The sequence below is a fragment of the Streptomyces sp. CB02959 genome (genome assembly GCF_002803155.1).
In the GTDB taxonomy this organism is placed as follows: Bacteria; Actinomycetota; Actinomycetes; order Streptomycetales; family Streptomycetaceae; genus Streptomyces.
On record NZ_NNBP01000001.1, the window covers coordinates 147775 to 173345 of the forward strand.

23 protein-coding genes and 5 tRNA genes are annotated in these 25571 nt (G+C 71.8%); 7 read left to right on the forward strand and 21 right to left on the reverse strand.

The window, feature by feature from the left end; all coding sequences use genetic code 11:
• Positions 1–148 precede the first annotated feature (148 nt).
• Positions 149–3127: a helicase-related protein gene (locus tag CG747_RS00640; protein ID WP_100599597.1), complete on the reverse strand. Its 2979-nt coding sequence runs from the start codon at positions 3125–3127 to the stop codon at positions 149–151.
• Positions 3128–3234: 107 nt separating this feature from the next.
• A complete protein-coding gene (locus CG747_RS00645; protein ID WP_100599598.1) occupies positions 3235–4887 on the reverse strand; it encodes a DAK2 domain-containing protein in 1653 nt (550 codons plus the stop codon).
• A gap of 231 nt (positions 4888–5118) precedes the next feature.
• On the opposite strand from CG747_RS00645, the gene rpmB reads away from it, so the two are divergent.
• Positions 5119–5304 (forward strand): 50S ribosomal protein L28, encoded by a 186-nt coding sequence (gene rpmB / locus CG747_RS00650; protein ID WP_043266286.1) that lies wholly within the window; start codon positions 5119–5121, stop codon positions 5302–5304.
• Between the two features lie 122 nt (positions 5305–5426).
• On the opposite strand, the gene thiD is transcribed toward rpmB, so the two are convergent.
• Both thiD and CG747_RS00660 read right to left on the reverse strand, forming a co-directional pair.
• Positions 5427–6245 carry a bifunctional hydroxymethylpyrimidine kinase/phosphomethylpyrimidine kinase gene (gene thiD, locus CG747_RS00655; protein WP_100599599.1) on the reverse strand — a complete coding sequence of 273 codons (819 nt, stop codon included), beginning with the start codon at positions 6243–6245 and terminating at the stop codon, positions 5427–5429.
• A 9-nt stretch (positions 6246–6254) separates the two neighbouring features.
• A complete protein-coding gene (locus CG747_RS00660) occupies positions 6255–7223 on the reverse strand; it encodes a thiamine-phosphate kinase (RefSeq protein WP_100599600.1) in 969 nt (322 codons plus the stop codon).
• Between the two features lie 157 nt (positions 7224–7380).
• Here CG747_RS00660 and CG747_RS00665 point away from each other — a divergent pair, with 157 nt between their 5' ends.
• The gene (locus tag CG747_RS00665; RefSeq protein ID WP_100599601.1) at positions 7381–7614 is read left to right on the forward strand and encodes an Lrp/AsnC family transcriptional regulator; all 234 of its coding nucleotides are present in this window, start codon (positions 7381–7383) and stop codon (positions 7612–7614) included.
• Between the two features lie 9 nt (positions 7615–7623).
• Positions 7624–8118, forward strand: coding sequence for a DUF3515 domain-containing protein (locus CG747_RS00670; RefSeq protein WP_100599602.1), 495 nt, complete (start codon positions 7624–7626; stop codon positions 8116–8118).
• A 243-nt stretch (positions 8119–8361) separates the two neighbouring features.
• Here CG747_RS00670 and CG747_RS00675 read toward each other — a convergent pair whose 3' ends face one another.
• From CG747_RS00675 to CG747_RS00685, 3 genes are all read right to left on the reverse strand, one after another.
• Positions 8362–9498, reverse strand: coding sequence for a D-alanine--D-alanine ligase family protein (locus tag CG747_RS00675; protein WP_100599603.1), 1137 nt, complete (start codon positions 9496–9498; stop codon positions 8362–8364).
• A 128-nt stretch (positions 9499–9626) separates the two neighbouring features.
• On the reverse strand, positions 9627–10628 hold the full coding sequence (locus CG747_RS00680) for an NAD(P)H-dependent glycerol-3-phosphate dehydrogenase (protein ID WP_100599604.1): 1002 nt from the start codon (positions 10626–10628) through the stop codon (positions 9627–9629).
• On the reverse strand, positions 10625–11491 hold the full coding sequence (locus CG747_RS00685; protein WP_100599605.1) for a 1-acyl-sn-glycerol-3-phosphate acyltransferase: 867 nt from the start codon (positions 11489–11491) through the stop codon (positions 10625–10627). The genes CG747_RS00680 and CG747_RS00685 overlap by 4 nt, the downstream gene beginning before the upstream one ends.
• A gap of 141 nt (positions 11492–11632) precedes the next feature.
• Between CG747_RS00685 and cofC the strand changes: the two genes are divergently transcribed.
• The gene (gene cofC / locus CG747_RS00690; RefSeq protein WP_257980159.1) at positions 11633–12400 is read left to right on the forward strand and encodes a 2-phospho-L-lactate guanylyltransferase; all 768 of its coding nucleotides are present in this window, start codon (positions 11633–11635) and stop codon (positions 12398–12400) included.
• Here the strand turns inward: cofC and CG747_RS00695 are convergent.
• The 5 genes from CG747_RS00695 to leuC all read right to left on the reverse strand — a co-directional run bounded on the left by CG747_RS00695 (position 12381) and on the right by leuC (position 15881).
• Positions 12381–12584: a hypothetical protein gene (locus CG747_RS00695; protein WP_100599607.1), complete on the reverse strand. Its 204-nt coding sequence runs from the start codon at positions 12582–12584 to the stop codon at positions 12381–12383. The genes cofC and CG747_RS00695 overlap by 20 nt on opposite strands.
• Before the next feature lie 100 nt (positions 12585–12684).
• Entirely contained in the window at positions 12685–13344 is a 660-nt protein-coding gene (locus CG747_RS00700; RefSeq protein ID WP_100599608.1) for an HU family DNA-binding protein, read from the reverse strand.
• A 125-nt stretch (positions 13345–13469) separates the two neighbouring features.
• Positions 13470–13715 (reverse strand): hypothetical protein, encoded by a 246-nt coding sequence (locus tag CG747_RS00705; protein WP_100599609.1) that lies wholly within the window; start codon positions 13713–13715, stop codon positions 13470–13472.
• 136 nt (positions 13716–13851) lie between these two features.
• Positions 13852–14445, reverse strand: coding sequence for a 3-isopropylmalate dehydratase small subunit (gene leuD, locus CG747_RS00710; protein WP_100599610.1), 594 nt, complete (start codon positions 14443–14445; stop codon positions 13852–13854).
• A gap of 5 nt (positions 14446–14450) precedes the next feature.
• Complete coding sequence (gene leuC / locus CG747_RS00715) at positions 14451–15881, reverse strand: 3-isopropylmalate dehydratase large subunit (RefSeq protein WP_100599611.1); 1431 nt, start codon at positions 15879–15881, stop codon at positions 14451–14453.
• Between the two features lie 174 nt (positions 15882–16055).
• On the opposite strand from leuC, the gene ndgR reads away from it, so the two are divergent.
• Positions 16056–16775: an IclR family transcriptional regulator NdgR gene (ndgR, locus tag CG747_RS00720; RefSeq protein ID WP_100599612.1), complete on the forward strand. Its 720-nt coding sequence runs from the start codon at positions 16056–16058 to the stop codon at positions 16773–16775.
• 212 nt (positions 16776–16987) lie between these two features.
• Here the strand turns inward: ndgR and CG747_RS00725 are convergent.
• The 9 genes from CG747_RS00725 to CG747_RS00765 all read right to left on the reverse strand — a co-directional run bounded on the left by CG747_RS00725 (position 16988) and on the right by CG747_RS00765 (position 20882).
• A tRNA-Glu gene (locus CG747_RS00725) sits at positions 16988–17060 on the reverse strand.
• 21 nt (positions 17061–17081) lie between these two features.
• A tRNA-Gln gene (locus tag CG747_RS00730) sits at positions 17082–17153 on the reverse strand.
• Between the two features lie 16 nt (positions 17154–17169).
• Positions 17170–17242, reverse strand: a tRNA-Glu gene (locus CG747_RS00735).
• 62 nt (positions 17243–17304) lie between these two features.
• A tRNA-Glu gene (locus CG747_RS00740) sits at positions 17305–17377 on the reverse strand.
• A 21-nt stretch (positions 17378–17398) separates the two neighbouring features.
• A tRNA-Gln gene (locus CG747_RS00745) sits at positions 17399–17470 on the reverse strand.
• A gap of 90 nt (positions 17471–17560) precedes the next feature.
• A complete protein-coding gene (locus CG747_RS00750; RefSeq protein ID WP_100599613.1) occupies positions 17561–18286 on the reverse strand; it encodes an HAD family hydrolase in 726 nt (241 codons plus the stop codon).
• A gap of 93 nt (positions 18287–18379) precedes the next feature.
• Positions 18380–19861 carry a glutamate--tRNA ligase gene (gene gltX, locus CG747_RS00755; protein ID WP_100599614.1) on the reverse strand — a complete coding sequence of 494 codons (1482 nt, stop codon included), beginning with the start codon at positions 19859–19861 and terminating at the stop codon, positions 18380–18382.
• Positions 19854–20615, reverse strand: coding sequence for a fumarylacetoacetate hydrolase family protein (locus tag CG747_RS00760; protein WP_100599615.1), 762 nt, complete (start codon positions 20613–20615; stop codon positions 19854–19856). Before CG747_RS00760 ends, gltX begins: the two co-directional genes overlap by 8 nt.
• An 81-nt stretch (positions 20616–20696) precedes the next feature.
• Positions 20697–20882: a hypothetical protein gene (locus CG747_RS00765; protein WP_100599616.1), complete on the reverse strand. Its 186-nt coding sequence runs from the start codon at positions 20880–20882 to the stop codon at positions 20697–20699.
• Positions 20883–21478: 596 nt separating this feature from the next.
• On the opposite strand from CG747_RS00765, the gene CG747_RS00770 reads away from it, so the two are divergent.
• Together CG747_RS00770 and CG747_RS00775 are read left to right on the forward strand one after the other, a co-directional pair.
• Complete coding sequence (locus tag CG747_RS00770) at positions 21479–25123, forward strand: nitrate- and nitrite sensing domain-containing protein (RefSeq protein WP_100599617.1); 3645 nt, start codon at positions 21479–21481, stop codon at positions 25121–25123.
• Positions 25124–25132: 9 nt separating this feature from the next.
• Positions 25133–25546 (forward strand): roadblock/LC7 domain-containing protein, encoded by a 414-nt coding sequence (locus tag CG747_RS00775; RefSeq protein WP_100599618.1) that lies wholly within the window; start codon positions 25133–25135, stop codon positions 25544–25546.
• Positions 25547–25571: the final 25 nt, after the last annotated feature.

Consider the following 25571-nt stretch of genomic DNA (forward strand, 5'->3'; position numbering starts at 1 on the left):
ACGTTGCGCGTGGTCCAAGAGGGCGGGCGCCCGGCGGGCTCCGCTCTCCCACGATATGTCCGTCCCCTGCGGGGCGGACCCGCCCTCGGCACCGCCCGGCCGTGATCGTTCTCACGGCCACGGGTCGCGGTCGGTCCGTGTCCGCGGCTCAGCCCTTGTCCAGATACTGCTCCCGTTCGTCGTCCAGCAGGGCCGAGAGCGCGGTCCGCAGTTCGGGGCAGCCGGTCAGCTCGGGGTCGGCGGTGACCAGGGCGGTGGCCTCCTCGCGGGCCGCCGCGATCACCTCCTCGTCGTCGATGACCGCGAGCATCCGCAGCGAGGAGCGGGCGCCGGACTGGGCCTGGCCGAGGACGTCGCCCTCGCGCCGCTGTTCGAGGTCGATGCGGGAGAGCTCGAAGCCGTCGAGGGTGGCGGCGACCGCGGTGAGCCGGGCGCGGGCCGGACTGGCCTCGGGCATCTCGCTGACCAGCAGGCACAGGCCGGGCGCCGAGCCGCGGCCCACCCGGCCGCGGAGCTGGTGGAGCTGGGAGACGCCGAAGCGGTCCGCGTCCATGATCACCATGGCGGTGGCGTTGGGGACGTTGACCCCGACCTCGATGACGGTGGTGGCGACCAGTACGTCCAGCTCGCCGGCGGCGAACCGGCGCATCACGTCGTCCTTGTCGTCCGGAGCCATCCGGCCGTGCAGCACCGCCACCCGGAGTCCGGTGAGCGGGCCCTTCCGCAACTGCTCGGCGATGTCGAGGACCGCCAGCGGGGGGCGCTTCTCGGCCAGGTCCTCCGGTGAACTCGGCTCCGCCGGGGCGGCCTTGGCCTTCTTCCCCTTGGGTGCGGCCTCCTCGTCGTCGCCGATCCGCGGGCAGACCACGTACGCCTGGTGGCCGGCGGCCACCTCCTCGCGGACCCGTTCCCAGGCGCGGGCGAGGAAGTGCGGCTTGTCCTTGGCGGGCACCACGTGGCTGGCGATCGGCGAGCGGCCGGCGGGGAGCTGGTCCAGGACCGAGGTCTCCAGGTCGCCGAAGACGGTCATGGCGACCGTCCGCGGGATCGGTGTCGCGGTCATCACCAGCAGGTGCGGGGGTTGTCTGCCCTTGGAGCGCAGGGCGTCGCGCTGCTCGACACCGAAGCGGTGCTGCTCGTCGACGACGACCAGGCCCAGGTCGTGGAACTGCACCACGTCCTCGATCAGCGCGTGCGTCCCGATGACGATGCCGGCCTCGCCGGTGACCAGGTGCAGCAGCGCCTGGCGGCGGGCCGCGGCGCCCATCGAACCGGTCAGCAGCACCACCTTCGTGGCCCGCTCCGCGCCGCCCAGCATCCCTCCCTCGGCGAGGTCGCCCATCATCTCCGTGACGGAGCGGTGGTGCTGCTGGGCCAGCACCTCGGTCGGCGCGAGCATCGCCGCCTGGCCGCCGCTGTCGACGACGCCGAGCATGGCGCGCAGCGCGACCATGGTGTTGTGGGTGACCGTGAAGTGGTCGGTCACGTAGGCGTGGGAGGGGTGCCCGACGCTGATGCACTGGACGGGTTTGCGGCCGACGTGCTCGACGGCGCGGACGGTGCGCCGGAAAGCCGCGTCGCCCGCGCCGCCTTCTTCGGGGAGCGCCACCGTGACGTCGTGACCGTCGTCGCCCACCGGGGCGGTGTGGGCCGTGCCGCCGAGGGAGCGCGCCAGCCAGGCGGCGTCGGCGGCCAGCGGGGCCCAGGCGGTGCGGAAGACGCCGCCGGTGCCGCGGTGTTCACCGCCGGCGGACAGCAGGCCCGCCAGCAGCGCCCGGCGGTCCTTGACGGGGGCGTTGCGGTAGGCGTCGGGGACGCCGCGGCCGGCCGGGCCGGTGCCGCCCGCGCCCAGCGTCCGGCCCAGTGCGTACGGGTCGAGGGGGCGCTCCCCGCCGCCGTCGAGGTCCACCGGGGTGGCCGGGGCGATCGACCAGCGGGGCCGGCCGTCGGCGTCCAGCAGCCCGGCCCGCAGCTCGCGGGTGGTGAGCACCCGCTCCCCCTCGGTGCGGGCGGAGACGATCCACAGGTGCTCGTCGTCGCACTCGACGGTGCTGCCGTCGGACAGCACCAGCCGCCACACCTCCCGCTCGCCCTGCGGGAACACCCCGTCCACCGGGGCGATCTCTCCGCTGGGCACCACCACTTCGGTGCCCACCGCCAGCTCTCCCATGGGGCGGAAGCCGCGCGGGGTGAGCACCAGGGCGTCCAGCGGCTGGGCCTTGCCGGAGCCGACCTCTCCCTGGAGGAGGCGGTGCATCGGGTGTTCCGTCGCGAGGTCGTCGAAGATCTCCCGGCTGACCTTCGTCTGGCCCTCGGTGAGGGTGAAGGGCAGTCGGGCGTCGAACGCGTCGAGGATGCCGCCTTGCGTCGACTTCCGCGGGACGGCGGAGAGTTGGGCGTCGGCGAAGCGGCGGCGGGCGAGCGCGACCTGGAGGACGAACGCCTCGTCCCACTTCAGCCGGGCCCGTGCGTCGGCGATGTCGGCCTTGCTGCCGGGGCGGTGGACCTTCAGCAGCGCCTCGGTGAGCGGGACCAGCCCGCGGCCCTCGCGCAGCCCCGGGGGCAGGGGGTCGACGGCGTCCTGGGCGCTGGGCAGGACCGCGTCGACCGCCTTGGCGATCTTCCAGGAGGCCATCTGCTGGCACGCCGGGTAGATCGGCATGAGCTGGTTGGCGAAGGCGTCGACGGCCCCGCTGTCGGCTTCCTGGTCGAGGAGTTCGTATTCCGGGTGGGCCAGCTGGAGTTTGCGGTTGAAGACCGAGACCTTGCCCGCGAACATCGCGCGCTTCCCGGGCAGCAGGTCCTTGTGCGGCTTGTGGATGCCCTTGCCGAAGAACACCAGCTGGAGCCGGCCGCTGCCGTCCGTGAGGGTCACTTCCAGCCGCTGTCCGCGGCCGTGGTTGAACGTGAGGACGCGGGCGTCGGCGACCCGGGCGACGACCGTGACGTGTTCGTCCAGCGGCAGGTCGGCCAGCCGGGTCAGCTCACCGCGCTCGGCGTAGCGCCGCGGATAGTGGTGCAGCAGATCGCCGACCGTCTCCAGGCCGAGATGCTCGGCCAGGACCTTCGCGGTGGTGCCGCCGAGGGTTTTCTTCAGGGGTTCGTCGAGCGCTGCCACGCGTTCCATTGCACACCACGGCACTGACAACGGGCCACCACCGCCGCTTTCCGCGGCCGGGAATTCCGGCACCGGCGCTATTCCGGCGGCCGGCGGGATACCCGGGGGACGGTGCGCTATTCCACGCCGATCAGCAGCGGCGCCGCATATTCGCCGCCTTCGTAGACGACCGTGTCCACCGCGAGATGGCGTTCCCGGACGTGCCGCTCCAGCCGTTCGGCGAGGGACGGGGGGACGTCCGCGCCGAGGACCAGGGTGACCAGTTCGCCGCCCGCGGAGAGCATCCGGTCGAGCACCGTCGTCGCGGTCCGGGCGAGGTCGGGCCCGATCACCACGACATCGCCGTCGATCAGGCCGAGCACGTCCCCGGCCTGGCAGATCCCGGCCATCGTCCAGGACCGGTGCTCGGCGACGGCCAGTTCGGCGTAGCGGGTGGCGCCGGCCGCCGCGGTCATCGCGACCATGTCCTGGTCGAAGCTGCGGTCCGGCTCGTGCACGGCCAGCGCGGCGAGGCCCTGGACGGCGGAGCGGGTGGGGATCAGCGCGACCCGTACGCCCTCGGCCCGGGCCTGCTCGGCGGCGGCCGCCGCGGTGTGCCGCAGCTCCGGGTCGTTGGGCAGCAGCATCACCTCGCGGGCGTGGGCCTGCCGGATCGCCTGGACCAGTTCGCCGCTGGCCGGCGGCTCCCCGGGGCGGACGGTCACCGGAGTCGCGCCGGCCTGCGCGCACAGTGCGGCGAGCCCGGCGCCCGGCACCACCGCGACCACGGCCCGGGCCGCCAGCGCCGGCTCCTCGACCCGCGGGCCCGCGCCGAAGTGGGTGATCCGGATCCGGTACGGCCGGCCGGCCTCGATGCCGGCCTCCACCGCGGCCCCGGCGTCGTCGACGTGGACGTGTACGTTCCACAGGCCGTCCCCGCCGACCACCACCAGCGAGTCGCCGAGCCGGTCGAGCCGGGTCCGCAACCGGGCCACCTCGGCGTCGCCGGCCTCCAGCAGGTAGATCACCTCGAAGGCGGGGCCCCCGGCATGCGGATCGCCGCAGCCTTCCGCCCCCGGTGCCACCGCCGCGCAGCCGGCCGCCACCGGTACCGGTCCACCGGCCCGTACGGCGACGGGGGCAGCGGTGACCTCCCCGGACAGGGCGTCGGCGAGCGCGCCCAACAGGGCCACCAGCCCGCAACCGCCGGCGTCCACCACTCCGGCCTTCCCGAGCACCGCGAGCTGTCCGGGAGTGGCCCGCAGCGCCTCCGCGGCGCCCCGGTGGGCGGCCCGGGCGACCTCGACGGCCCCGCCGGCGGTCTGCTCGGCAGCACCGGCGGCGGCCGTCGCCACGGTCAGCACGGTGCCCTCCACGGGGTGCGCGACCGCCTCGTACGCGGCCGTCGCGGCCCGCCGCAGGGCCTGGCGCAGGGCGTCCGCGGCGCCCGTCCCACCGGCCGGGGCGGCCGCCAGCACCTGGGCCATCCCGCGCAGCAGCTGCGCCAGGATGGTGCCGGAGTTGCCACGGGCGCCGATGAGCGCGCCGTGCGCCATGGCGCCGACGGCGTCGGCGAGGTCGGGTGCGGTGCCGGCGGAACCGTGGCCGTCGAAGGCGGCCTCGACCGCGCGGGCCGCCGATTCCAGCGTCAGGTAGCAGTTGGTGCCGGTGTCGCCGTCGGCGACCGGATAGACGTTGATCGCGTCGATCCGCTCGCGTTCCCGTCCGAGCGCCTCCAGTGCCAGCCCGCACCAGGTACGGACGGCGGCGGCGTCGAGCGGGTGGGGCACGTCGTCCTCCTGGGGTCGCGGGATGCACCCGCACAGTAGTCGCGCTCCGCCGGGACGGCCGGGTCGGGGCCGAAGGCTCCGTGGTAGTTTCGTCCTGCAGGAGCGGCCGTTGTATGCTGCTCCGGTTGCCCGATGAAAATCGGGCCATTCCTCTCCTGTCGGCGTCGGCACGGCTATGCACTCGACCCGACCGGCTTTCCGTAAGTGCATCTGAAGTCTTTGGAGTGACCCGTGGCTGCCAACTGCGACGTCTGCGGCAAGGGGCCGGGCTTCGGCAAGAGTGTCTCGCACTCGCACCGCCGTACCAACCGTCGTTGGAACCCCAACATCCAGACGGTTCGTGCAGTGGTCGGGCGCACGCCGAAGAAGCTGAACGCCTGCACCTCGTGCATCAAGGCCGGCAAGGTCTCGCGCTGACGCCTTAGCAGCAGCGCAGCCCCGCCGGTTGCCAGGGAAGCCGGTCCACCGTGAAGGTGGGCCGGCTTCTTGGCGTTGTTCCAGGGCCGCGCCCACCGCGGTCGGTGCGCGGCCGCCCGTGGTCAGTGCGCGGCGCGCAGCCGCCAGGCGTGGTCGACCGGTCCGATGCCCGCGCCCAGTCGGAAGCCGGCCGCGATCGCGCCGGTGACGTACTCCTTCGCCGCCGCGGCCGCCTGCGGGACGGTGTCGCCCTGCGCGAGCCGGGCGGCGAGGGCGCTGGCCAGGGTGCAGCCGGTGCCGTGGGTGTGCCGGTTGTCGTGCCGGGGGGCGCGCAGCCAGTGCTCGGCCGCGCCGTCGGTGACCAGGTCGACCGCGTCGCCGGCCGCGTCCGCAGCGTCGGACGGGAGGTGGCCGCCCTTGATCAGCACCCAGCGCGGCCCGAAGGCCAGGACGGCGTCGGCGGCCCGCCGCATCTCGCCCGCGGTGTGCACCCGTACGCCGGTGAGCTGCGCCACCTCGTCGAGGTTGGGGGTGGCGACCGTCGCGGTCGGCAGCAGCTTGGTGCGGACCGCGTCCAGCGCGGAGGCGGCCAGCAGCGCGTCGCCGTGCTTGGAGACGCCCACGGGGTCGACGACGACCGGCACGGTGAGGCCGGCGAGCAGCTCCGCGACGGTGTCGACGAGTGCGGCCGAGGAGAGCATTCCGGTCTTCACGGCCTGGACGCCGATGTCGTCGACGACGCTGCGGAACTGTGCGCGCACCGCCTCGGCGGGAAGGTCCCAGGCGCCCTGGACGCCCAGGGAGTTCTGCGCGGTGACGGCGGTGAGCACGCTCATGCCGTGGGTGCCCAGCGCCAGCATCGTCTTCAGGTCCGCCTGGATGCCGGCACCGCCGCCGGAGTCGGAGCCGGCGACGGTGAGTACGCGGGGAGGTATCTGCATGCCGCGAATCTACTCGGGGTCCCCGTTGTCGCCGAAGTGGTCCCAGCCGGCCTTGGCCCAGGGGGCGCCGTCCACCGTCACCTGGGGCAGCGCCGAGGGGTTGAGGACCTCGCCGATCACCTTCCAGCGGGCCGGCAGCTTCACGTCGGGCGGGAAGGTGGCCACGATGGCGTGGTCCTCGCCTCCGTTGAGCACCCACTGCATCGGGTCCACGCCGACCGCGGTCCCGATGTCGGACATCTGCGAGGGGATGTCGATGTTGGCGGAGCGCAGGTCGATGCGGACCTTGCTGGCCTCGGCGATGTGCCCGAGGTCGGCGACGAGTCCGTCGCTGACGTCGGTCATGGCGGTGGCACCGAGCCCCGCGGCGGCCGGGCCCGCGTGGTACGGCGGTTCGGGGCGGCGGTGCGCCTCCACGAAGGCGCGCGGGGAGCGGAAGCCGCGGGTGAGCACCGCGTGGCCGGCGGCGGACCAGCCGAGCCAGCCGGTCACCGCGACCACGTCGCCGGGCTGGGCGCCGGCCCGGGTCACCGGCTCCTGGTTGCGCAGGTCGCCGAGGGCGGTGATGGCGACGGTGATGGTGTCGCCGCGGACCACGTCCCCGCCGACCACCGCGGCACCGGCCACCTGGCACTCGTCGCGCAGCCCGTCCATCAGCTCGGTCGCCCAGGTCGCGGGGAGTTCCGCGGGGACCACCAGGCCGAGCAGGATCGCGGTGGGCACCGCGCCCATCGCCGCGATGTCGGCGAGGTTCTGCGCGGCGGCCTTGCGGCCGACGTCGTAGGCGGTGGACCAGTCGCGGCGGAAGTGCCGTCCTTCGAGGAGAATGTCGGTACTGGCGACGACCCTGCGGTCCGGCGCGGTGACCACCGCGGCGTCGTCCCCCGGCCCGATCCGTACGGCGGGAGTGGAGGTGAGCCGGGAGGTGAGCTCTCTGATAAGCCCGAATTCCCCCAGCTCGCCCACGGTGCCCTTCATGCTGTTGCCCTTCCGATGTGTACGGACGGTCCGTACGTGGCTGACGACTGCGCCGCACCGGCCGTGTTCACCGCGCGGGTCTCCCCGCTCCGCTCGGTGACGCGGTACCGTGGCGTCCCTTCTTCCCACATGATCCTCGTAGCCGCCTGGAGGTTCCGTGGTACAGGCTTACATCCTGATCCAGACCGAGGTCGGCAGAGCCTCGGCGGTGGCCGAGGTGATCGCGAAGATCCCCGGCGTGCTGACGGCCGAGGACGTGACCGGCCCCTATGACGTCATCGTGCGCGCCCAGGCGGAAACCGTCGATGAGCTCGGCCGCATGGTGGTCGCGAAGGTCCAGCAAGTGGAAGGCATCACGCGGACGCTCACCTGCCCGGTGGTCCATCTCTAGCTCCCCCGTATGCTCGGCCGGGTGATACGCGCGAGACGCCGGTACCTGGCCGCCTTTGCCCTGCTCGCCGCGGTGTCCGCGTTCGCGAGCTGCTCGTCGGCGCCCGAGGTGGCGGCGCCCTCCCCCACGGGCGAGGCCGCGCGCCACTGCCGGGCGCTCCACCGGGACCTGCCGCAGACCGTGGACGGGCTGCAACGGGGTACCGCCGAGCCGGTCTCGGACTTCACTGCCATATGGGGCGATCCTGCCGTGGAGCTGCGCTGCGGGGTACCCAAGCCGGAGGTGCTCAGGCACGGGAGTGAACATTACAACCCCAACCCCGACTCGGCGGAAGTCGACGGTGTGCAGTGGCTCTTCGAGCGGCAGGACGACGGCTACCGCTTCACGACGGTCCTGCGGAAGGTCTACGTCGAGGTGACCGTGCCGGGGAAGTACGCCCCGGAGGTCGATGTGCTGCCCGATCTCGCGGCCGCGGTGCAGAAGGCCATTCCGGCCGGGGTCTAGGGCCTGTCCGCCCCTGGCCCACCGCACCGGCCCCGGGGACGGCCGTCGGGCTCCCGTCGTGCGGCCGGGAAGGCGGGCCGGACACCGACCGGCAGCCGGGTGCGACGACGGGCCGTGGGCGGCCCCCACCGGAATACCGCCCGGCCCGGCCGCGTTGGAGGCCCGCAGGGGGCGTGCGCACCCCCTAGGGGATCCGTTCGCCCACCCCCGAGGCCGACCCCCCGCCGGGCAGGTCCGGTCCGTTCAGCGCAGCCCCGTGGAGCGGCTCAGGGCCGCCTCCAGGAGCCGGTCGATGAGTTCCGGGTAGCTGACGCCGCTCTCCTGCCACATCCGCGGGTACATCGAGATGGGCGTGAAACCGGGCAGCGTGTTGATCTCGTTGATCACGAACTCGCCGTTGTCCTGGAGGAAGAAGTCCGCGCGGACCAGTCCCTCGCAGGACGCCGCCTCGAACGCCGCGACCGCCAGCTCCTGGACCCGGGCGGTCTGCTCCTCGGTCATCGGTGCCGGCACGATCCCGGCGGCCGAGTCGATGTACTTGGCCTCGAAGTCGTAGAAGTCGTGGGCGGTGACCGGCGGGATCTCGGCCGGCACGCTGGCCCGCGGGCCGTCCTCGAACTCCAGCACCCCGCACTCGATCTCGCGGCCGCGCAGCAGCGACTCCACGATGATCTTGGGGTCGTGGCGCCGCGCCTCCTCGACGGCCTCGTCCAGCCCGGCCAGGTCGTCGACCTTGCTGATGCCCATGGACGAGCCGGCCCGCGCGGGCTTCACGAACAGCGGCCAGCCGTGCTCGCCGGCGAAGTCCACGATCTTCCTGCGGGCGGCCGCGGGGTCCGCCTCCCACTCGCGCGGGCGGATGACCTCGTAGGGGCCGACCGGCAGCCCGAAGGAGGCGAACACCCGCTTCATGTAGTCCTTGTCCTGGCCGACGGCCGAGGCGAGCACGCCGGAGCCGACGTAGGGCACCCCGGACAGCTCCAGCAGGCCCTGGAGCGTGCCGTCCTCGCCGTACGGGCCGTGCAGCACGGGGAAGACGACGTCGACCTCGCCGAGGGCCTTGGGGACCGAACCCGGCTCGCTGTAGACGACCTCGCGGGTGGTCGGGTCCGCGGAGAGCACCACGACGCCGTCACCGCCCTCGGCGAGCTCGGCCACGCTGGGCAGCTTCCGGTCCGTGATCGCCATCCGCCCGGGATCGTCGGCGGTCAGCGCCCAGCGGCCGTCGGTCGTGATGCCGATGGGCAGCACGTCGTACTTGTCGCGGTCGATGGCGGCCAGCACGGCTCCGGCAGTGACCACGGAGATCGCGTGCTCGGAGCTGCGGCCGCCGAACACGACGGCGACACGGGGCTTGTGGGTGGAGGTCTCGCTGCTCATATCGGCTTGAGGGTACCTGCTGGTAGGGAGTGCGTCAGTGCCTCGGCGGCCATCGGTGGCGTGGCGGCGCGGAAGAGGTGCCGCCGCCCGGCGGCACCGTCGCGGGACGGCGGCCGGGCGGCGGGCGGTCAGTGCCGCTCGGGCTTGGCGCTGCGGGACATCAGCTGCTTGAGGGCCACCAGGGGCGGCTTGCCCTCGTGCACGATCTCCACCACGGTCTCGGTGAGCGGCATGTCGACGCCGTGCCGGCGGGCCAGATCGAGTACGGACTCGCAGGACTTGACGCCCTCGGCGGTCTGCTTGGTGACCGCGATGGTCTCCGCCAGCGACATGCCCCGGCCGAGGTTGGTGCCGAAGGTGTTGTTGCGGGAGAGCGGCGAGGAGCAGGTGGCGACGAGGTCGCCCATGCCGGCCAGGCCCGCGAAGGTGTGCGCGTCGGCGCCCATGGCCAGGCCGAGCCGGGTGGTCTCGGCGAGTCCGCGGGTGATCAGGGACGCCTTGGCGTTGTCGCCCAGGCCCATGCCGGTGGCGATGCCGACCGCGAGCGCGATGACGTTCTTGACCGCGCCGCCCAGTTCGCAGCCGACCACGTCGGTGTTGGTGTACGGGCGGAAGTACGCGGTGTGGCAGGCGGCCTGGAGGCGCCGGGCGACGTCCTCGTCGACGCAGGCCACGACGGCCGCGGCGGGCTGCCGGGCGGCGACCTCCTTGGCGAGGTTGGGGCCGGTCAGCACCGCGACGCGTTCCGCGGGGACCTTGGCGACCTCTTCGATGACCTCGCTCATGCGCTTGGCGGTGCCCAGTTCGACGCCCTTCATCAGGGAGACCAGGACCGTGTCGGAGGGCAGCAGGGGCGCCCACTCGGCGAGGTTGGCGCGCAGCGTCTGGGAGGGCACGGTCAGGACGGTGAAGTCCGCGCCGCGGGCGGCCTCGGCCGGGTCGGTGGTGGCCCGTACGCCTTCGGGGAGTTCGACGCCCGGCAGGTAGTCCGGGTTGGTGCGGCCGGTGTTGATGGCGTCGACGAGGGCCGCTCTGCGCGCCCACAGGGTCACCTCGCAGCCCGCGTCGGCGAGCACCATCGCGAATGCGGTGCCCCAGGACCCCGTGCCGAAGACGGCGCAGCGCGTCACTTGCCTTCATCCTCCTGTGCCTGTCGGTTGCTTCGGGCCTGCTGCGTGGGGGCGGCCGGTGCGGTCGACTCGGCCGGTTCCAGGACGGCGTCGCCGGTGCCGGCCGCGGCGGCGGCCCGGGCGGCCTCGCGGGCGGCCCGCCGCTCGCGGGCGATCTGCTTGCGGTAGTCGAACGGTTCGGCCGGCGCGGTCTCGCCGCGGATGCCGGCCAGCTCGGCGGTGATGGCGGCCATGATCTTCTCGGTGACGGCGCGCAGCACCTCGGCGGTGGGCTCCTGGCCGTAGAACTCGCTGAGGTCGACCGGCGGTCCGGCCTGGACCCGCAGCGTCTTGCGCGGGAAGAGCTGGAGCTTCTTCTCCTTGGCGTACGGCGGCATCGCCTCGTTGGCGCCCCACTGGGCGACGGGAATGACCGGCGCCTTCGTCAGCAGCGCGACCCGGGCGGCGCCGGTCTTGCCCTGCATGGGCCACATCTTCGGGTCGCGGGTGAGGGTGCCCTCGGGGTAGAAGGCGACGCATTCGCCCTTCTCGATGGCGTTCACGGCGGCCCGGAAGGCGGTGGCGGCGTCGGTGGTTTCCCGGTAGACGGGGATCTGTCCGGTTCCGCGCATCATCACGCCGACAAAGCCGCTCTTGAAGAGTCCGGCCTTGGCGAGGAATCGGGGGACCCGCCCGGTGTTGTACTGATAGTGCGCATAGGAGAGCGGATCAAGATACGAGTTGTGGTTGACCGCGGTAATAAAACCGCCGTCGACCGGAATGTGCTCCATTCCCCGCCAGTCCCGCTTGAACAGAACCAAGAGCGGCGGTTTGCAGATGACCGCGGCCAAGCGGTACCAGAAGCCGATTCTGCGGCGGGACACTGGGACACCCTCCTTGTGGGACCTGCGAAGCTGCTGCGAGCCGGCAGCCGCACAAGTGTCGCCCCGAGTACCCGCTATGTCGAGAACACCGTAACCCCGCCACTCCGGGAAAGGCTCCGGCGGCGGGTGAGAATGATCCCGATGCGAAGAGACGGAGCGGATGTGGGCTGGAGCCTCATAGTGCCCCTGAAACCGCTGGTGCGGGCCAAGAGCAGGCTCTCCGGGGCCGCAGGTGAGGAGTTCCGGCCGAAGTTGGCGCTGGCATTCGCGCTGGACACCGTGACGGCGGCGCTGGCCTGCGCGGACGTGCGGGATGTGGCGGTTGTCACGGACGATCCGGTGGCCGGGGAGCACTTGGCGGCGCTGGGGGCGCGCATCGTGCCGGACGCTCCGGCCAACGGGCTGAATGCCGCACTGGCCCATGGCGCGGCCGTCGTACGGGCCCGGCGGCCCGGTGCGCCGGTCGCCGCGCTGAACGCCGATCTGCCGGCGCTCCGCCCGGCCGAGCTGACCCGGGTGCTCCATTCCGCCACGCTATTTCCCCGGGCATTTCTCGCGGATGCGGCGGATATCGGGACAACACTTCTGACCGCGACTTCCGGTACGGAATTGGAACCGGCTTTCGGGGGCGCCTCACGGGCCCGGCACCGGGCATCCGGGGCGCACGAGATCACCGCGCCGGACGTGCCGTCGGTGCGCCGGGACGTGGACACCGGGGACGATCTGCGGGCCGCGCTGGCGCTGGGCGTGGGGCCGCACACCGCGCGGCAGGCCCCGCGGGTGCCGGGCTGGGCGGAGTGGGCGGGCGTGCTGAGCACGGCCGGCCGCCCGGGGGGCTTCGGCACCGCGGACCGGCCGGGCGCTCCCGGCCGTATGGTGCCGCCGCAGGTCAGAGCGTCTGGAGCGTGACGAGGACGATCCGGCGGGCGTCGTCCTCGCCGGTGACCTCGATCCGCACCCGCTGACCGGGCCGGAGCAGGAGCAGACCGCCGGCGTCGAAGGCCGCCGCGTCGAAGGGCAGCGGGGTCCCGTCGTCCAGCAGCACGCTGCCGGAGCGGGTCGTCTCGTCGTAGGTGTACGCCGTGGCCTGCATGGGGCCAGCGTAGACGGCGCCCCGGGCCGGTACGCACCGCGGGCCGGGCTCCCCGGAGGGAGACCGGCCCGGCGCCTGGCGTCGTGTCGCCGCCGTGGAATTACCGCTTGCGGGCGGTGGTCTTCTTGGCGGTGGTCTTGCGCGCCGTGGCCTTCTTGGCGGGAGCCTTCTTCGCCGTGGTCTTCTTCGCGGGCGCGGTCTTCTTCGCGGTGGTCTTCTTCGCGGGGGCGGCCTTCTTCGCCGCAGCCGCCTTCTTCGCGGGCGCCGCCTTCTTCGCGGTGACCTTCTTCGCCGTGACCTTCTTCGCGGTGACCTTCTTCGCGGTGACCTTCTTCGCCGCCGCCTTCTTCGCGGGGGCCGCCTTCTTGGCAGCGGCCTTCTTGGCGACAGCCTTCTTCGCTGCGGCCTTCTTGATGGCGGCACCGCCGGTCAGGCTGCCCTTGGGCGCCTTCTTGACGGCGACCTCGCCACCCTTGGGGAGCTTCTTCGAGCCGCTCACCAGGTCCTTGAAGCCCTGACCGGCGCGGAAACGGGGCACCGAGGTCTTCTTGACCCGGACCCGCTCACCCGTCTGCGGGTTGCGCGCGTAGCGGGCCGGGCGGTCCACCTTCTCGAACGAGCCGAATCCGGTGACCGAAACGCGGTCGCCGGCGACAACTGCACGGACGACTGCGTCCAGTACGGCGTCCACCGCGTCCGCGGCGTTCTGACGGCCGCCGAGCTTGTCGGCAATGGCTTCTACGAGCTGCGCCTTGTTCACGTCTTCCCCTTCGGAGACATTGCTGGAACGAAAGATTCCAAGCTTTTTCGCACGTTAGGCAGATATATACCGCAAATCAAACACGAAACGGGCTAATCACCCTTGTGCCGCAACGGACTCGACCTTCACGGACTTCCATCGGCATGCACATCTTCGGGATAACGACCTTCGTCAAGGTCGTGCATGAACCACTCCAGACGCCTTGCCGCGTCCGCAAGATCGTGTTTAGCCGCGGCCGTGATGACGAGCAGCTTCCGGGTCAGCGCCATCCGTACGCCCTCCGGGACTTGCAGTGTCCGCACCCTTGCGTGTGCGTCCTTGAGTCGGTCGGCGACGAAACCGTAGAGCTTGAGTTGGTCGTCGCGTTCCATGCGCTAATTGTGCCATCTGCGGCGAGTTGTCGCTTCACGGGGCCTCAACACCGGCCCCGACAAGCCGAAGCGCCCCCCGCCAACTGCACAGGGGGCGCATCGTACGCAATAAGCCTTTGAGCCATAAAACCCGAGGTCAGACCTCGATGGTACGCGGCTTGAATGAGGGCCTGTTCGCCTCGTAGGCGGCGATGGCGGACTCCTCCCGAAGGGTGAGGCTGATGTCGTCCAGACCCTCCAGGAGCCGCCAACGAGCGTTCTCGTCCAGCTCGAAGCCGGCGGTGATTCCCTCGGCGCGGACCTCGCGGTCCACCAGGTCGACGGTGACCTCGGCGGTGGGGTCGGACTCCACCAGCTTCTGCAGCCGGTCCACGGTCTCCTGCGGCAGGACCACCGTCAGCAGGCCGTTCTTGAGGGAGTTGCCCCGGAAGATGTCAGCGAACCGCGAGGAGATGACGGCCTTGAAACCGTAGTTCTGCAGCGCCCAGACGGCGTGCTCGCGCGAGGAGCCGGTGCCGAAGTCGGGCCCGGCCACCAGGACGGTGGCGCCCTTGTACGCCTCCTGGTTGAGGACGAACTCCGGGTCCTTGCGCCACGCCTCGAAGAGCCCGTCCTCGAAGCCGTCCCGGGTGACCTTCTTCAGCCAGTGGGCCGGGATGATCTGGTCGGTGTCGACGTTGCTGCGGCGCAGCGGAACGGCCCGGCCGGTGTGGGTGGTGAAAGCTTCCATGGTTCTCAGACTCCCGCGGGCGTAGCGACGTCGGCGTCGGACAGGTCGGCCGGTGAGGCCAGGTGGCCGAGAACCGCCGTTGCGGCGGCGACCTGCGGCGAGACGAGGTGGGTACGACCGCCCTTGCCCTGCCGGCCCTCGAAGTTGCGGTTGGAGGTGGACGCGGAGCGCTCACCGGGCGCCAGCTGGTCGGGGTTCATGCCCAGGCACATCGAGCAACCCGCGTGCCGCCATTCGGCGCCGGCCGCGGTGAAGACCTTGTCCAGCCCCTCCGCGACGGCCTCCAGGGAGACCCGGACGGAGCCGGGAACGATCAGCATGCGCACGCCCTCGGCGACCGAACGGCCTTCCAGGACCGCCGCCGCGGAGCGCAGGTCCTCGATCCGGCCGTTGGTGCACGAACCTACGAAGACGGTGTCCACGGAGATCTCGCGCAGCGGCTGACCCGCCGTCAACCCCATGTATTCCAGGGCCTTTTCGGCGGCGAACCGCTCCGAGGGGTCCTCGTACGAAGCCGGGTCGGGGACGTTCGCCGAAAGCGGTGCACCCTGGCCCGGGTTGGTGCCCCAGGTGACGAACGGCGACAGCGTCGCGGCGTCGATGACGACCTCGGCGTCGAAGACCGCGTCGTCGTCGGTGCGCAGCGTCTTCCAGTACGCGACGGCGGCGTCCCAGTCCTCGTCCTCGGGGGCGTGGTCGCGGCCCTGGAGGTAGTCGAAGGTGGTCTGGTCGGGGGCGATCATGCCGGCCCGGGCGCCCGCCTCGATCGACATGTTGCAGATGGTCATCCGGGCTTCCATCGACAGCTTCTCGATGGCCGAACCGCGGTACTCGATCACGTACCCCTGACCGCCGCCGGTGCCGATCTTGGCGATGATCGCCAGGATCAGGTCCTTGGCGGTGACACCCTGCGGCAGTTCGCCCTCGACGGTGATCGCCATGGTCTTGAACGGCGCCATCGGCAGCGTCTGGGTCGCCAGGACGTGCTCGACCTGGCTGGTGCCGATGCCGAACGCCAGCGCGCCGAACGCGCCGTGGGTGGAGGTGTGGCTGTCACCGCAGACCACGGTGGTGCCGGGCTGGGTCAGTCCCAACTGCGGGCCCACGACGTGGACGACACCCTGCTCGACGTCACCCAGCGGGTGCAGCCGGACACCGAACTCCGCGCAGTTCTTGCGCAGGGTCTCCAGCTGGGTACGCGAGACCGGGTCGGCGATCGGCTTGTCGATGTCGAGGGTCGGGGTGTTGTGATCCTCGGTGGCGATGGTCAGGTCCGTGCGGCGCACTCCGCGACCGGCCTTGCGCAGGCCGTCGAACGCCTGCGGGCTGGTGACCTCGTGCAGCAGGTGGAGATCGATGAAGAGGAGGTCGGGCTCGCCTTCCGCGCGCCGGACGACGTGGTCGTCCCAGACCTTCTCCGCAAGTGTCCGTCCCATCGCGTTCCCTCCGGCCGGCCGCTGTGCCGGCCTTGCTCGTCTGTGCGCGGTGACCCGCGAATATCCCCTGGCGGGCGTGACGCCGGGCCCTGGTCGAGGGCCGCACCTACAGAGTGACGACTTCCATGGAAAATTGAACTTGCGTTTCACACTGTGAGACGCGAGTATCGTTTCATGGACAACTCTAGCGGCGTCGGCGTTCTCGACAAGGCAGCTCTGGTTTTGAGCGCTCTGGAGTCCGGTCCGGCCACCCTCGCCGGGCTGGTCGCGGCGACCGGGCTTGCACGACCCACGGCCCACCGGCTGGCCGTGGCTCTGGAACACCACCGGATGGTGGCGAGGGACATGCAGGGCCGGTTCATCCTCGGCCCCCGGCTCTCCGAGCTGGCCGCGGCGGCCGGCGAGGACCGCCTCCTGGCCACGGCAGGACCGGTGCTCACACACTTGCGCGACGTGACGGGCGAGAGCGCCCAGCTCTATCGCCGGCAGGGCGACATGCGGATCTGCGTGGCGGCGGCGGAACGGCTGTCCGGACTGCGGGACACCGTCCCGGTCGGCTCCACGCTGACGATGAAGGCCGGCTCGTCGGCCCAGATCCTGATGGCCTGGGAGGAGCCGGAGCGACTGCACCGCGGCCTCCAGGGCGCCCGCTTCACCGCCACCGCGCTCTCCGGCGTACGGCGCCGCGGCTGGGCCCAGTCGATCGGCGAGCGGGAGCCCGGCGTGGCCTCCGTCTCCGCGCCCGTACGCGGCCCCTCCAACCGCGTGGTGGCCGCCGTGTCGGTCTCCGGCCCGATCGAGCGCCTGACCCGCCACCCGGGCCGTATGCACGCCCAGGCGGTCATCGACGCCGCCGCGCGCCTCTCCGAGGGCCTGCGCCGCAACGGCTCCTGAGAAACCCACCGGCCGGCCCCGCTCCCCCGCGGCGGCCGGCCGGCCCATTTCCCGACGCCCCGGCCCCTGCCGCCCCAACTACCCGCCACCGCGGACCACTACCGCCGCTCCACGACCAACTCCCCGGCCGCACAGAGCCGTTGGACGCCCACCGGAGCTTCCCGGAAGCGCGAAAAGGCCCTCCGCATGATGCGGAGGGCCTTCCCTCGATGTACCCCCGACCGGATTCGAACCGGCGCTACCGCCTTGAGAGGGCGGCGTGCTAGGCCGCTACACAACGGGGGCTTTGCAGATGAGCTCTGCGAGCTGGCCTACCTGGACTCGAACCAAGACTAACTGAACCAGAATCAGTCGTGCTGCCAATTACACCATAGGCCATGGTGGTGTAGACCAGTACCCCCGACCGGATTCGAACCGGCGCTACCGCCTTGAGAGGGCGGCGTGCTAGGCCGCTACACAACGGGGGCCCTAGCGATCCTGCGTGAGTGGCAGTGGGTGCGACCCAGACTGCCTCCCCGGGAAGGATCTGTACCCCCGACCGGATTCGAACCGGCGCTACCGCCTTGAGAGGGCGGCGTGCTAGGCCGCTACACAACGGGGGCTTTGCAGATGAGCTCTGCGAGCTGGCCTACCTGGACTCGAACCAAGACTAACTGAACCAGAATCAGTCGTGCTGCCAATTACACCATAGGCCATCAAAGTGCAACCCCCAGGCGGGGGCTTTGCCTTGATCTGCGCCTTCCGGTCCGGGCCTTTCGGCCCTCTCGGGCGGCGCAGGAAGAACATTACCTGATCGTGGAGGGTGCTCCAAAACCGATAACCCCGCGCACCAGCTCGGGAAGCTCGGCCAGCCCTCGGATGCGGTGGATCCCGGGTGGGGGCCGCTCGTCGGTGCCCGTGCGATCCAGCCACACGGCCGCCAGGCCGGCGTCCCTGGCGCCCAGGCCGTCGATGTCGAGCCGGTCGCCGACGTAGAGCACCTCGGACGGTGGCAGGCCGAGGGCCGCGCAGGCCCCTTGGAAGGCTTCCGGGGCGGGCTTGGCGTGTCCCAGGCCGTCGGCGCACAGCACCGCCTCGAAGCGCTCGCGGATGCCCAGGGCGGTCAGCTTGCGCTCCTGGTTGGCGGTGGAGGAGTTGGAGAGCACCGCCTGGCGCACCAGGGGGGCCAGCGCCTCCAGGGCCGGCGCGGAGTCCGGGAAAAGCACCCAGGACGCCTCGTAGTGGGCGATGTAGCGGCCGAACCAGGCGTCCGCCTCGGCGTCGGTCAGCGGGGTGCCCAGGAACGTCCGGGCACGGGCCCTGCGCTGTTCCAGGAACCCCAGCTCGCCCGCGAGGAAACGGGCGAACTCGGTCTCCATCGCGTGCTGCCAGCGGGAGAGTGCCGCCGTCTCGCCGCCGTACGCGGCCAGCAGCCCCTCGGTCCGCAGGTGGCGCAGTACGCCGGTGCGGTCGGCGCCGGTGTAGTCGAAGAGGGTGTCGTCGATGTCCCAGAGGACGGCGTGGAGGGGCATATCGGGAATCTAGCGGCAGGGAGCGGCCGGAAAAAGGAGTGGGCCCGGAAGCTCGCGGCTTCCGGGCCCGGGGTCCCGTGGGGTGCGGTCGGGTCAGGCGGTGAGCTTGGCCAGGGCCGCGTCGATGCGCTGGAGGGTGCGGTCCTTGCCGAGGATCTCCAGGGACTCGAAGAGCGGGAGGCCGACGGTGCGGCCGGTGACGGCGACCCGGACCGGGGCCTGGGCCTTGCCGAGCTTGAGGCCGTGCTCCTCGCCGGCGGCCAGGACGGCCTGCTTGAGGGGCTCGGGGCCGGCGGTCCAGTCGGCGGCCGCGAGGTTGGCGCGGGCGGTGGTGAGCAGGGCCGCCGGGTCGCCCTTCATCGCCTTCGTCCAGGACGCCTCGTCGTCGACCGGCTCCTTGCGGAAGAGGAAGTCGACGTTGGCGGTGATGTCGGAGAGGACGGTGAGGCGGGTCTGGGCGTGCGGGGCGATGGCCTGCCACGCGGCCCGGTCGAAGTCCTCGGGCTCCCAGTTGGCGAACGGGGCGGTCAGCCAGGGCTCGCAGGCCGCGATGAAGTCCTTGAGGTCCAGGCGGCGGATGTGCTCGGCGTTGATCGCCTCGGCCTTCTTGAGGTCGAAGCGGGCCGGGTTGGCGTTGACGTCCGCGATGTCGAACTTCTCGATCATCTCGGGGATGGTGAAGATGTCCTCGTCCGCGGAGAACGACCAGCCCAGCAGGGACAGGTAGTTCAGCAGGCCCTCGGGGAGGAAGCCGCGCTCCCGGTAGAGGTTGAGGTTGGCCTGGGGGTCGCGCTTGGAGAGCTTCTTGTTGCCCTCGCCCATGACGTAGGGCAGGTGGCCGAAGGCGGGGACGGCAGAGGCCAGGCCCAGCTCGATCAGGGCCCGGTAGAGGGCGATCTGGCGGGGGGTGGAGGAGAGCAGGTCCTCGCCGCGCAGGACGTGGGTGATGCCCATCAGGGCGTCGTCGATCGGGTTGACGAGGGTGTAGAGCGGGGCCCCGTTGGCGCGGACGATGCCGTAGTCCGGGACGTTCTCCGGGGTGAAGGTCAGTTCGCCGCGGACCAGGTCGGTGAAGGTGATCGGCTCGTCGGGCATCCGGAAGCGGACGATCGAGGAGCGGCCCTCGGCCTCGTAGGCGGCCTTCTGCTCGGCGGTCAGGTCGCGGCAGGCGCCGTCGTAGCCGGAGGGCCTGCCGGCCTTGCGGGCGGCTTCGCGGCGGGCGTCGAGCTCTTCGGTGGTGCAGTAGCAGGGGTAGGCGTGGCCGGCGGCGAGCAGCTTCTCCGCGACGTCCTTGTAGAGGTCCATCCGCTGCGACTGGCGGTAGGGCTCGTGCGGGCCGCCGACCTCGGGGCCCTCGTCCCAGTCGAAGCCGAGCCAGTGGAACGAGTCCAGCAGCTGGTTGTAGGACTCCTCGGAGTCGCGGGCCGCGTCGGTGTCCTCGATGCGGAAGACCAGCTGGCCGCCGGTGTGCCGCGCGTAGGCCCAGTTGAACAGGGCGGTGCGGACCAGCCCGACGTGCGGGTTGCCGGTCGGGGAGGGACAGAAACGGACGCGGACGGGGGTCGCGTTAGCCACGCTTGATCACCTTGTTGGTGAGAGTGCCGATGCCTTCGATGGTGACGGCGACCGTGTCGCCGACGTTGAGCGGGCCGACCCCGGCCGGGGTGCCCGTGAGGACGACGTCGCCGGGGAGCAGCGTCATCGCCTCGGTGATGTGGACGATCAGGTCCTCGATCGGGCGGACCATGTCGCTGGTACGGCCGAGCTGGCGCTGCACGCCGTTGACCGTGCACTGGATGGTGAGGTCGCTGGGGTCCAGGTCCGTTTCGATCCAGGGGCCCAGCGGGCAGGAGCTGTCGAAGCCCTTGGCCCGGGCCCACTGCTTCTCGCGGCGCTGGACGTCCCGCGCGGTGATGTCGTTGGCGCAGGTGTAGCCGAGGATGACGTCCTTGACCCGCTCGCGGGGCACCTCGCGGCACATCCGGCCGATGACGACGGCCAGCTCCGCTTCGTGGTGCACCTCCTGGGAGAAGGAGGGGTAGGCGATGGGGTCGCCGTGGCCGATCACCGACGTGGACGGCTTGAAGAAGGTGACCGGCGCCTCCGGGACCTCGTTGCCCAGTTCGGCTGCGTGTTCGGCGTAGTTGCGGCCGATCGCCACGACCTTGTTGGGCAGGACCGGTGGCAGCAGCCGCACCTTTTCGAGGGGGACCTTCTGGCCCGAGCGCTCGAATTCCGCGAACGGATGCCCTTTGATGACGTCGAGTTCGTCTCCTTCGAGGACGCCGAAGCCGACGTTGCCGTCGATGGAGAATCTGGCGATGCGCACGGGTTGCCGCTGCCCCTCATGATCATTGGCCGGAGTTGACACTCCAGGCTATCGCGGGGGACCGGGCGCACCGCCGTCCATTTACGCCGTGACGTCCTGCTTCGGCACCTCGTTCAGGACGGTGCGGCGGGGGTTGGCGGTGTGGCGGGGCAGGTCGACGGTGTGTTCCTGGACCTCGGGGGTGCCGAGGTCGTCGGCGTCCTGGAGGTGGGCCAGGGTGGTGCGCCGCGGGTTGGCTATGTTGCGGAACATCATCGTCGTCTTCACTGCGGTATGCCTCGCGTCTGGTCGGGAAGAGTTGCCGAACGTTGCATTGTGCCGTTGTCGTTTTACGCAACTGTGTAAAGCGTCAGGCTAAGCGCGCTATTCCCTGCGGATCAGCGGGAAAGTCGGCGATCTCCTTGTGAGTTTCCTCACGACGGATGTGACATATGCCGCATTTTCCATGATCAACATCCGTGGCAGAAACGGACATTGACGGATCGAACCGCACGTTCCGCTCCTGATCACCGCACCTGGGACAGCGGGTGCGGGTGGTCGACTCGCGGGCAAAAGTCCGAAATCAGGGGCAGCGTCTTCTACCGGTCGTGACGTATTCCGTACATTGCGTCACCCATGTCACAGCGGTCGGCTCCGCTCTTGTTGGAGATCCTGCACTGTGCTGGAATTCCACGGACCGCCATAAGTTTCCACCGGCGCGCAGGGTGCGAAGGAGCGCCGCGCGGTGGTGCCGCTCTCTCGGCCAGAGGGGACGGCCCGCCGGTCACTCACGACCGCCCCGGGGGCTTCGCGGTCCCCTTTCGACTCGACACCGTCTCCGCCGTTGGCGCGGTGGGACGCCTGGTCCAGAGGTTGCGACGCTAGTGCAGGGACGTTTCAAGAGGGATGGCAACGCTGCGGCGGACCCGGAGCTGCGCGGCGGTACAGACCGCGGCCAGACGCCGGGCGAGGACGCCGCGGACGGCGGCAAGCCCAAGAACGGCCCCAGTGGGCCCGGCAACCGAATAGCGCTGCGCAACTGGCGCATCAGCACCCGGCTGGTCTCCCTGCTCGCGCTGCCCGTGGTCGCGGCGACGACCCTGGGCGCCCTGCGCGTCAACACCGAGCTGGACAACATCGACCAGCTCGACAAGATGCAGCTGCTCACGGAGATGACCCGGCAGGCCACCGAGCTGGCCGACGCCCTCCAGGTCGAGCGCGACAAGTCGGCCGGTCCGCTGGCCGGCACCGGCAACGTCAAGGACGACGCCAGCGTGGTCGCCCCGCGCGAGGCCACCGACCGGGCCAAGGTCTCCTTCAACCAGGCCACCGGCGACATCAAGCCGGACGACGCCACCATGGCCGGCGTCCGGGCGACCATCCTGGAGATCGGCCGCCAGCTCAACACCCTCAACGAGATCCGCGGCAGCGCCTACCAGGACGACAACAACGTCGCGCGGACCGTCACCGCCTACAACCAGCTCATCACCTCCCTGCTGGACCTCTCGCAGGACATGGCGCAGGCCACCAGCAACCCGGAGATGATCCGCAGCACCCGTGCCCTGGCGGCGTTCTCGTCCGCCAAGGAGTACGCGTCGATGCAGCGCGCCCTGGTCAGCGCCGGCCTGGCGCACTCGGGCGGCCCGCAGCTCTCCGCCAACGACCGGCTGGCCGGCCGCACCGCCGAGGACAACGAGAAGGCGGCCCGCGACCGCTTCTCGCAGATCTACAACGGCAACGCCGGGTCGCTCACCCGCGGCCTGGACGGCAACAACGACGAGATCAAGGCCGCGTACGCGTTCGCGCACCGCGCCTTCGCCAGCACGGGCGGCATCCGCAGCCAGGAGTACAAGTACCTCGACTGGTACGACTCCGACACCGTCAAGATCGACGAGATGTCGCGGATCGAGACCTCGTTGCTCTCCGAGATGGACCAGAAGTCCCGCGAGCTGCGCAACGCCGCGACCCAGGACGCGATCATCAACGGCGCGGTGATCCTGCTCGTCCTCGGCGTCTCGCTGATCGGCGCGTTCGTCGTGGCCCGGTCCATGGTGCGCTCGCTGCGCCGGCTCCAGGACACCGCGCAGCGGGTCTCCCAGGACCGGCTGCCCGAGCTGGTCAAGCAGCTGTCCGAGTCGGACCCGCAGGACGTCGACACCTCCGTCGAGTCGGTCGGTGTGCACAGCCGGGACGAGATCGGCCGGGTGGCCGCGGCGTTCGACGAGGTCCACCGCGAGGCGGTCCGGCTGGCGTCCGAGCAGGCGCTGCTGCGAGGCAACGTCAACGCGATGTTCACCAACCTCTCGCGCCGCTCCCAGGGCCTGATCCAGCGTCAGCTCTCGCTGATCTCCGAACTGGAGTCCCGTGAGGCCGACCCGGACCAGCTCTCCTCGCTCTTCAAGCTCGACCACCTCGCCACCCGTATGCGCCGTAACGGCGAGAACCTCCTGGTCCTCGCGGGTGAGGAGCCGGGCCGCCGGTGGACCCGTCCGGTCCCGCTGGTCGACGTGCTCCGGGCCGCCGCGTCCGAGGTGGAGCAGTACGAGCGGATCGAGCTGAACGCGGTCCCGCAGACCGAGGTCGCCGGCCGGGTCGTCAACGACCTCGTGCACCTCCTCGCCGAGCTGCTGGAGAATGCGACCTCGTTCTCCTCGCCGCAGACCAAGGTCAAGGTGACCGGTCACGCGCTGCCCGACGGCCGCGTCCTGGTCGAGATCCACGACACCGGCATCGGCCTCTCCCCCGAGGACCTCTCGGCGATCAACGAGCGGCTGGCCAGCCCGCCGACCGTGGACGTCTCGGTGTCCCGGCGGATGGGCCTGTTCGTGGTCGGCCGGCTGTCGCTGCGGCACGGCATCCGCATCCAGCTGCGGCCGTCCGACTCCGGCGGCACCACCGCCCTGGTCATGCTGCCGGTCGACCTCGCCCAGGGCGGCAAGAAGCCCGCGCCGAACACCGCCAAGAACCCCGGTGAGGGCAGTGGCGCGCCCACCAGCCGACTCGCCGGGCTCCAGCCGCGCGGCCAGGTCGGCTCCGGCCCCGGCGGGCGGCCCGCGCTGCCCGGCCGCGGTGGCCAGGGCGGCGCCCCCAACGCCTTCGGCTCGCCGGCTCCCGGCGGCCGTACCGCACCGGCCGCACCGGCGGCACCGACCCGCGGCGACGCCGGCCCGAACGCCGGCGGTGCCCGGCCCGCGCTGCCGGTCCGCGGCGCGGAGGCGGGCCGCGGCGCCGACGACGGCCGCACCCCGACCGTGGCGCCGCCGAACGGCCTGCCCCCGCGCGAGGAGCGCCCGCAGCTGCCGGCGCGCAACTCCGGCCCGGCGGCCGAACTGCCGGGCGGCGGAACCGGACCGGCTCCCGCGGACACCGGGCAGTCGGGCGGCGCGCCCCTGGGCGTGCGCCGGGACCGCGGTACCCAGGACGACTGGCCGCTGGCGCCCCGCGAGGCGCAGGACCGGCCGCGGGGCCACGAGGAGCCGGAGACCACCGGCACCTTCGAGCGGCCCGCGCCGGCCGCCGGCCCCGGCGACACCGCCGCCTTCCCCCGGCCCGACTTCGGCGGGCCGCGGCCCGGCGCGGGACGGAACGATGCCCCCGCCGCCGGCCGCGGGCCGGCCCGGGCGGTCGGCGGGCCCGCGGACACCGGGCAGTTCGACAGCGGGCGGTTCGAGACCACCGGGCAGTTCCCGCGGCCGGACGCCGATACCGGGCAGTTCGAGGCCGGGCAGTTCGACACCGGGCAGTTCGAGTCCGGGGCGTTCGGGACCGGACAGCGGGAGACCACGGGGCAGTTCCCGCGGCCGAGCGCCGACACCGGGCAGTTCCCGCGGCCGGACAGCGACACCGGGCAGTTCGACACCGGCACGTTCGAGACCACCGGGCAGTTCCCGCGGCCCGAGGGCGAGCGGGCGGAGCCGGCCGGGCAGGGGCGGCGGTCGGCCGCCGGTCGGGGCGCGGCGGGCCAGGACCCGCTGGGCGCCGACCCGCTCGGCAACGGTCCGCTCGGTGCCGCGGACTCCGGCGCCGGTGACGGCCGTACCCCGATCTTCGACACCATCGAGTCCAACTGGTTCAACACCCCGGCCTCGGCGGCCGCCGGTGTGCCGCCGCTGCCGCGCCGCGACGCCGGCCAGGACGGTGCCGCGCCCGGTGACACGCCCGCCGGCGGCGTGCCGACCGGCCGGGCGCCGGCGGGCGGGTCCCGCGAGGGCGCCCCGGCCGACGCCGCCGCGCAGTGGCGCACCTCGCCCAACGACGACACGTGGCGACAGGCGGAGCAGATCCGCCAGCCGGCCTCGGGTGGAATCACCACGTCCGGGCTGCCCCGCCGGGTGCCGCGCGCCAACCTGGTCGCCGGCACCGCGCAGCAGCAGGCCCCGCAGGGCGGTCCGCAGGTCTCCCGCGCGCCGAGCGACGTGCGCGGCCGGCTGACCAATCTCCGCCGGGGCATCCAGCAGGGCCGGCAGGCCGGGACGTCGTCCACCGGCACCCACGGCATTGTCGACCCCTCTCACCAGCAGGAGCGTTAGTTGAGTCCGATGAGCCAGGCGGCGCAGAATCTGAACTGGTTGATCACCAACTTCGTGGACAACACCCCCGGGGTGTCCCACACGGTGGTGGTCTCCGCGGACGGACTGCTCCTCGCGATGTCCGAGGGCTTCCCTCGCGACCGCGCCGATCAGCTGGCGGCGGTGGCCTCCGGTCTGACGTCGCTGACTTCCGGCGCGTCCCGCATCTTCGAGGGCGGGACGGTCAACCAGACCGTGGTGGAGATGGAGCGCGGCTTCCTCTTCATCATGTCCGTCTCCGACGGATCGTCGCTGGCCGTGCTGGCGCACCCGGAGTGCGACATCGGCCTCGTCGGATACGAGATGGCCCTCCTCGTCGACCGCACGGGCACCGTCCTGACGCCCGATCTGCGCGCAGAACTCCAGGGCAGTCTGCTGAGCTGAGTGCCCGCGGCGCCCGCAGCGCCGC